At 75.3% G+C, this 8,163-nt stretch carries 4 protein-coding genes; 1 reads left to right on the top strand and 3 read right to left on the bottom strand.

All coding sequences use genetic code 11. The features are described from left to right. Positions 1–200 precede the first annotated feature (200 nt). The 3 genes from AB0I22_RS30400 to AB0I22_RS30390 form a co-directional block, all read right to left on the bottom strand. Complete coding sequence (locus tag AB0I22_RS30400) at positions 201–1,637, bottom strand: aldehyde dehydrogenase family protein (protein WP_363134163.1); 1,437 nt, start codon at positions 1,635–1,637, stop codon at positions 201–203. Between the two features lie 189 nt (positions 1,638–1,826). Beyond that, positions 1,827–3,539, bottom strand: coding sequence for a PucR family transcriptional regulator (locus tag AB0I22_RS30395; RefSeq protein ID WP_363134153.1), 1,713 nt, complete (start codon positions 3,537–3,539; stop codon positions 1,827–1,829). A gap of 214 nt (positions 3,540–3,753) precedes the next feature. Next, the gene (locus AB0I22_RS30390) at positions 3,754–6,054 is read right to left on the bottom strand and encodes an ATP-binding protein (protein ID WP_363134152.1); all 2,301 of its coding nucleotides are present in this window, start codon (positions 6,052–6,054) and stop codon (positions 3,754–3,756) included. A 462-nt stretch (positions 6,055–6,516) separates the two neighbouring features. Between AB0I22_RS30390 and gabT the strand changes: the two genes are divergently transcribed. Beyond that, positions 6,517–7,866: a 4-aminobutyrate--2-oxoglutarate transaminase gene (gene gabT, locus AB0I22_RS30385; RefSeq protein WP_363134151.1), complete on the top strand. Its 1,350-nt coding sequence runs from the start codon at positions 6,517–6,519 to the stop codon at positions 7,864–7,866. Positions 7,867–8,163 lie beyond the last annotated feature (297 nt).

Raw genomic sequence — 8,163 nt, 5'->3', positions numbered from 1 at the left:
TGGCTGCCAGCACAGCCCGCTGACTTTCCAACCCGCTCACGCCAGACCAACGAACCACCGAGCGGAAAGCCACGAGTTAAAGATCTGCACGCCCTTACGGCCGAGGGCTCAGAATTCCGGGCCGGTTACGGCCGGAGACTCAGAAGTCCGGGCCGGTTACGGCCGAAGCGCCGGCCCGGGCCGGCGCTTCGGCCGAGGGCTCAGAGGTCCAGGTCGGTGAGGACCAGGACGCGCTCGTAGGTGTAGTCCTCCATCGCGTACCGCACACCCTCGCGGCCCACGCCGGACTGCTTGGCACCGCCGTACGGCATCTGGTCCGCGCGGTAGGACGGCACGTCGCCGATGATCACGCCGCCGACCTCCAGCGCGCGGTGGGCGCGGAAGGCGGTCCGTACGTCGTGGGTGAAGACGCCGGCCTGGAGGCCGTACGGCGAGTCGTTGACGGCCGCGAAGGCCGCCTCCTCACCGTCCGTCCTCGTCAGGGTCAGCACCGGGCCGAAGATCTCCTCGCAGGCGACCTTCACGCCGGCGGGCACGTCCGCGAGGACGGTCGGGGCGTAGGACGCACCGTCCCTCTTGCCGCCCGCGAGGAGCTTCGCGCCCGCCGCCACGGCCTCGTCGACCCAGGACTCGACGCGCTTGGCGGCGTCCTCGCTGACCAGCGGGCCGACGTCGGTCGCGTCGTCCGACGGGTCGCCGGTGACCTGCGCCTCGACGGCCGCGACGACCTTCGGCACGAGCCGGTCGTACACGCTCGCGTCGGCGATCACGCGCTGCACCGAGATGCAGGACTGGCCGCCCTGGTAGTTGGAGAACGTGGCGATGCGCTGCGCCGCCCGGTCCAGGTCGGCCTCCGAGGACCAGTCGGCGAGGACGACGGCCGCGCCGTTGCCGCCCAGCTCCAGGGTGGTGTGCTTGCGGGGCGCGGCGTCCAGCAGGGACCAGCCGACCGGGCCGGAGCCGGTGAAGGAGATGACCGGCAGCCGCTCGTCGGCCACCAGGCCGGGCATCCGGTCGTTGCCGACCGGCAGCACGCTCCACGAACCGGCCGGCAGGTCGGTCTCGGCCAGCAGCTCGCCGATCAGCAGCCCGGACAGCGGGGTCGCCGGGGCGGGCTTGAGGATGATCGGCGTGCCGACGGCGAGCGCCGGGGCGACCTTGTGGGCGCACAGGTTCAGCGGGAAGTTGAAGGGCGCGATGCCGAGCACCGGGCCGCGCGGGAAGCGGCGGGTGAGCGCGAGCCGGCCGACGCCGCCCGCGTCGGTGTCCAGCCGCTGCGCCTCGCCGCCGTTGAAGCGGCGGGCCTCCTCGGCCGCGAACCGGAACACCGACACGGCGCGCCCGACCTCGCCGCGCGCCCACTTGACGGGCTTGCCGTTCTCCGCGGAGATCAGCCGCGCGATCTCCTCGGTCCGCTCGACGAGCCGCCGCGACACATGGTCGAGGGCCGCCGCCCGTACGTGCGCGGGGGTGGCGGTGAACTCGTCCCGCACGGCGTGCGCGGCGGCCACGGCCTCCTCGACCTGGGCCTCGGTGGGAACGCTCACCGTGCCGACGGTGCTCCCGTCCCAGGGAGAGGTGACGTCGAAGGTGTCCTCACCGGTCGCCTGCCGGCCTGCGAGCCAGAACGCGTGGATGGCGGCTGCTTGAGAGTCTTGGGAAGAAGGCACAGCGATCCCGGCCCTTCGGAAATGGTGCGGATGAATGACTTTCCCCACCGTAGGGGCCGCACCGGGAGGCGGCGTTTGTCCAGCGCGTAGCAGTGGGCGGGCGAGGCGCACCGCATTGTCGGATCCGGATCCCGATCTCACTTGGCCCGCGCCCCGTCAGCCCGTGGCGGGCACCGATGTCGCCTTGAGGGCCAGCCACAGCTCCATACGGACGTCCGGGTCGTCCAGGGAGCGGCCCAGGATCTCCTCGACCCGGCGCATCCGGTAGCGGAGCGTATGGCGGTGGACTCCGAGGTCGGCCGCGGCGGCGTCCCATTGGCCGTGCCGGGAGAGCCAGGCGCGGAGCGAGGCGACGAGGTCGCCGCGGCCGGTGGCGTCGTGGTCGTGGAGGGCGCGGAGCATGCCGTCGGCGAAGGCCCGTACCGCGTCGTCGGCGAGGAGCGGCAGTACGGAGCCGGCGGCGACCTCCTCGTGCTCGACGAGGACCCGGCCGCGCCGCCGGGCCACCGACAGGGCCTGTTCGGCCTGGCGGAAGGCGCCCGCGGCGGCGATGGGGCCGGCCGGGGCGGAGAGCCCGACGACCAGGTCGTCGTCGGGGGCGGTGGCGGTGCGCTGGCGCGGCCGCGCCTTGGTGCCGCGGCGGGCCTCGATGGCCCGTGCGTGGGCGGCGCAGGCGGCGACGGCGGCGCCGCCGTCGGGGGCGAGCACGATGAGCCGCTCGCCGTCGGGGACGGCGAGCACCGATTCGCCGGTACGGGCCGCCGCGGACTCCACCGCGTCGGCGAGGACTCCGAGCGGGTCCGGGGCCGCCTCGGCGTCGGGGTGCTCCGCGGGGTCGGCGCTCTCGGCGGCGGGTCCGGCGGCGGCCTCGGCGACCAGCATCCGGAACGGCGCGTCGAGCAGTTCGCCGTAGAGCCCGCCCGCCACGGCGCGGGCGTGGTCGGGCTCGCCCGCGAGGAGCATGCGCAGCACGGCGGCGCCCAGCCGCTGTTCGGCGTCCTGGAGGGCGCGGGAGCGCTCGGTGGAGAGGGTGAGCAGCGCGACGGCGGAGTGCACGGCGTACCGCTCGGCGGTGCCCAGGGGCGCGCCCGTGCCGACGGCCAGGACGCCGCGCGCGCGGCGTCCGGTGCCCAGGGACTGGAGCTCGACCCGGTCCGACCCGTCGGCCGCGCCCCGCCCGGCGTCGTCGCCGTCGCCCGTACCGCCGTCGTCACCGGCTTCCCCCGGATCGCCGCCGACGACGGCGCTGGCGGGCGCGGGGCGCTCGCGCAGCCGCTCGACCTCGCCGCCGAGCCGGGCGGCGCGGCGCGCGGCCCATTCGGGGGCGGCGGCCACCAGCGCCCCCGACGCGTCGTAGAGCGCGGCCCAGCCGTCGAGGTGGACGGCGAGCCGGGCGAGCAGCGCGGCCGGGCCGTCGGCGCTGAGGGCGGCTCGGGTCAGCTCGCGCTGCGCGTCGAAGCCGGCGGTCACGGAGCGGTACGTCTCGGCGGCGATGGCCGCCGAGACGGCCTTGCTGATGGCGAGGAACGGGGTGCGGCGCGGCACCGCGAGCAGCGGCAGCCCCTCCCCTTTCGCGGCCTCGACCAGCGGCTTCGGCACCTGTTCGTAGTTGACGCCGACCGCGAAGCCGAGCCCGACGACGCCCGCGGCGACGAGCCGTTTGACATAGCGGCGCATGGCGGCCGGGTTGTCCGCGTCGATCTTCATCGCGGTGACGAGGAGGAGTTCGCCGCCCTCCATCCAGGGCACCGGGTCGGCCAGCTCGCTGACGTGCGCCCAGCGCACCGGGGTCTCCAGCTTGTCCTCTCCCGCGAGCACGGTGAGTTTGAGCGCGGAGTGGTGGACGAGTGAGGCGAGCGTGGGAGGCATGGCACCTTCGCGGGGCGTTGCTGCGATTGCGCCGTCCCGTATGAACGGCTCCCCTCGATTCTGCCTCAGCGGAGGATTGCGTGGGGAGGCGTGGGCTCGCCTCCCCTGCCTCCGGGCCCGCTCTGGCGCCGCCTTCCGGCCCTGCCTGGCCTGCCTCCGGGCCCGCCCCGGCGCCGCCTTCCGGCCCTGCCTCGCCGCGACCCGCTCCGTCCCGTCAGCGCGAGCGGGGTGCGCCGGGTGCGCCGGAGGAACGGGCCGGGCCCGCCGGCCGCAGGTCCACCAGGACCGGCGGCGCGCTCGCGCCCCGTACCGAGGTCACCGAGAGCACCGCGTGACCGGCCGGGACGGCGTGCGCCAGTTCCGAGGCGGACCAGCGCTCGCGCTCGACCTTGCGGGTGGTCACCGACTGGGCCGTCACGGCCCGGCCCGTGACCAGGCGGCGCACGACGTGGGTGGCGCGGGTCAGCGGCTCGTGGGCGATGATCTGGCGGTCGGTGATGTCCCGGTCCTCCACCCACGCCTTGCCCCAGACCTCGGCGAACCGCGCGCCGTCCCAGGTCGTCACGCCGCTGAACGCCATCCGGCAGCCGACCGCGCCCAGCAGCGCTGAGCGCAGCGCGTCGGGTACGTCGTCGAGCGTACGGAGCGCGAGGACGGCCCCGGCGTTCGCGGACCGCAGCCGTTGGAGGCCGCGCAGCGCCTCGGCGGTGACGGTGCTGGCGGCGTCGTCGAGGACGAGGCAGGTGAACAGCGAACGGTCGCCGCGCCCCACCGCGCACTGGGTGAACTGGGCGAGTACGAGCCGCGCGAGCATCCGGGACGCCTCGGTGTGGCCGCGTTCGGGCAGGTCGACGCGGACCCGCAGGGGGTGTTCGAGGGCGCGCAGCGAGAACGGCTCGGTGCCGTCCGGGTGGTGGAAGGAGTGCGCGAAGGCGGGCCGGTCCAGGAGCGCGAGCCGGTCCGCGAGGGTCGCGCCGACGTCGCCGGGGCGCATCGCCTGCCGCTCGCGGGCGTCGAGTTCGCGGGCGTGGGTGTGCTGCCCGGCGGCGAGCAGCCGTTCGCGCAGGGCGGCGCGCGCGGGGCCGGCGGCGCCGTCGGCGGCCGGCTCGTCCAGCAGTTCGCGGAGTTCGGAGACGGTGGGGTAGCGGTCGTGGGCCGCCCGGTACGGGCCGATGAGCTGGGCGAGCGCGGTCGCCGCGCGGCGGCCGTCGCCGCCGGGGAGACCGGCGGCGAGGTCCCCGACGAGCGCTTCGGCGAGGACGCCGGCCGCCTCGTCGGGGTCGTCGGCGCCGCCGTACAGGTCGAGGGCGTAGGCGGAGTCGGGGCTGCCGACCTTGATGACGACGTCGAAGGACCCGTCCGGCGCGAGCCCCGCGCCGGACGCGCCGACGGCCACGACGGCGGCCCGCCCGGCGAGCGCCTCCAGGCACAGCGCCTCGACCACCGGCCGCACCAGCCGCCCGGTCTTCCCGCAGCCCGGCGGTCCGACGGCGAGCAGCGAGGTGCCGAGCAGCTCCGGGTCGAGCGCGTATCCGGCGCCCCGGTGGTCGTACGGGTTGCGCGGGTCCTCGACCGCGGTGCCGATGCGCACCTGGCGGGCGACGAGGTCGTGGTGGCAGGTCCGTACGGGCAGGTCGCGGGCGCCGGAGGGGTGGGCGCAGGCGGCCGCGCCGTGCCGCAGCACGGTGTCGGTGAAGGCGGCGAGGCGGCCGGGCTGGGCCCGTACGGACTGCCAGGCGCGGTCGATACGGGCGTGGTCGACGTCGGTCATCGCCCCGGCGCGCGCCTCGGCGGCCAGCCGGTCGGCGGCGTCGGGGGCGCCCGCGGCGCGCAGTTCGGGCCACAGGGCCGGGTCGCTGTGCGGGGTGGGCGGGGCGGCCGGGGCGTCGGCGTCGTCCCACATGCGGCGCAGGGCGGGGGCCGCGTACCGGCGCCAGACCTGCGGCCAGCGGCCGAGGCGGCCGAAGACGACGGCGATCACGCAGATGACGATGGCGAGATAGATCCGCTGGGCCCACCAGCCGGGGCCGTAGTCGCCGCCGCCGGCCTCGAACCAGGAGTCGGGGGTCAGCAGGGTCAGCGGCCAGTACCAGTAGTCGCCCAGGTAGTTGTTCCACAGCAGGGACCAGAGCAGCCAGGCGCAGAGCAGGGCCACGACGGCGCCGCTGATCAGCTGGCGGCCGGGGATGGCGTCGGGCTCCTCCGGGGGTTTCGGCCGGTAGCGGAAGGCCCAGATGCCGGGGTCGACGGCGGGGCGCGGGGCGCGCAGCCAGCCGAGGAACGGCGGTTCGGCGGCGGGCGGCGCGGCGGGCGAAACGGAAGGCGGCGCGGCGGGCGGGGCGGCGGGGACGGCAGGGGTGGCGGGGGCCTCTATGGGCGGGGCGGGAGGGGCGGCCGGCGCCGGCGGTGCGGGGACCGGTCGTGCCTGGTCGGGCACGGTGGCGGGCGGTTCCGCCGGACCCGGCACCGAGCCGCTCCGGGTGCCGCGTGAGTCGTATGTGCCTTCGGTGTCCATCCGCTGCCCCTTGCCCCCGACCGGAGGTCGTGTCCGTGTGCGCGCCGCCGTTCAATCTACTGTTCCCACGAGGGGAGTTCACCGACCCCGGCGGTGCCGCGCCGACCCGGCGCCCGTGATCATCCGCAGGGTACGCGCGGGAGTGCGCCGGGGAAACGGACGGCGGGATCGCTACGGGGCGCCCGCTGCCACGACCGCCGCGGACCGGTGGCATAGCCGCCGCGAGCCGCTGTCACAACGGCCGCGGGCCGGTGGCATAGCCGCCGCGAGCCGCTGTCACAACGGCCGCGGGCCGCTGCCACGACCGCCGCAAGCCGACGCCATAGCCGCCGCGGGCCGACGCCATAGCCGCCGCGGACAAGGTGACGCGCCCACTTCTCCCTAACGGAACATGCCGCCCCCGCCCCGCCGCCCCTAGCCTGCGACTAAACGCCCCTTTCGCCCTCTCCCTGGAGTCCTGCCATGACTGAACTGTCCGGAGGCCCGGCCCTCCCCCAGGAGCGCCGCATCGTCACCCCGATCCCCGGCCCCAAGTCCCGTGAGCTGCAGGCCCGCAGGTCGTCCGCGGTGGCCGCGGGCGTCGGCAGCACGCTGCCGGTGTTCGCCGCGCGCGCGGGCGGCGGGGTGATCGAGGACGTGGACGGCAACTCGCTCATCGACTTCGGCTCCGGCATCGCCGTGACCTCGGTCGGCTCCTCCGCCGAGGCCGTGGTGCGCCGGGCGTCCGCGCAGCTCGCCGACTTCACCCACACCTGTTTCATGGTCACGCCGTACGAGAGCTATGTGGCGGTCTGCGAGCAGCTCGCGGAGCTGACGCCCGGCGACCACTCCAAGAAGTCGGCGCTCTTCAACTCCGGCGCGGAGGCCGTCGAGAACGCGGTGAAGATCGCCCGCGCGTACACCAAGCGGCAGGCCGTCGTCGTCTTCGACCACGGCTACCACGGCCGTACGAACCTGACGATGGCGCTCACCTCGAAGAACATGCCGTACAAGAACGGCTTCGGGCCCTTCGCGCCCGAGGTGTACCGGGTGCCGGTGGCGTACGGCTACCGCTGGCCGACCGGCCCGGAGAACTGCGGCGCCGAGGCGTCCGCCCAGGCCATCGACCAGATCAGCAAGCAGGTCGGCGCGGAGAACGTCGCCGCGATCATCATCGAGCCGGTGCTCGGGGAGGGCGGCTTCATCGAGCCGGCGAAGGGCTTCCTGCCCGCGCTCGCGAAGTTCGCCAAGGACAACGGCATCGTCTTCGTCGCGGACGAGATCCAGTCCGGCTTCTGCCGTACCGGCGAGTGGTTCGCGTGCGAGGACGAGGGGATCGTCCCGGACCTGATCACGACCGCCAAGGGCATCGCGGGCGGGCTGCCGCTCGCCGCCGTCACCGGCCGCGCCGAGATCATGGACGCGGCGCACGCGGGCGGCCTCGGCGGCACGTACGGCGGCAACCCGGTGGCGTGCGCGGCGGCGCTCGGCTCGATCGAGACGATGCGCGAGCTGGACCTCGTGGGCCGCGCCCGGCACATCGGGTCGGTCATGAAGGGCCGGCTGGCGGCCATGCAGGAGAAGTTCGACATCATCGGCGACGTGCGCGGCCGCGGCGCGATGATCGCTGTCGAGCTGGTGAAGTCCGGCACCAAGGACCCGAACCCCGAGGCCACGGCGGCGCTCGCGAAGGCGTGCCACCAGCAGGGCCTGGTGGTGCTCACCTGCGGTACGTACGGGAACGTGCTGCGCTTCCTGCCGCCGCTGGTCATCGGCGAGGAGCTGCTGAACGAGGGCCTGGACATCATCGAGGGCGCGCTCGCCGAGGTCTGAGCGGGCCGGCGGCCCACGGGCCCGGGCGGCGCATGAGTCTGACAGCCCGTCACTCCTGTCCGTGCGGCGTCGTCCCTGCTCGTACCGCGTCACCGCGGCCCGCGCCGCGTCCCGTGCCACGGCACACGCGTGAAGAGAATGTGCGGGGCGGGTGGTGGACGGGTGACACGGCTGTCCGGCCCGCCCCGCCTGCCGTACGGTTTCCGCGGATGAGAGAAACATTCGCCCGCGGGTGACCGCGGGCGGAGCCGAGCCGGTGCTTCCCCAGCCCCGACCCGGCCGTGCCCTCGCGCACAC

Origin of the sequence: Streptomyces sp. NPDC050610 (assembly GCF_040654875.1) — a bacterium.
Classification (GTDB): domain Bacteria; phylum Actinomycetota; class Actinomycetes; order Streptomycetales; family Streptomycetaceae; genus Streptomyces.
The sequence above is the reverse complement of the archived record's forward strand: the minus strand, read 5'-3'. Positions and strand labels throughout refer to the sequence as shown.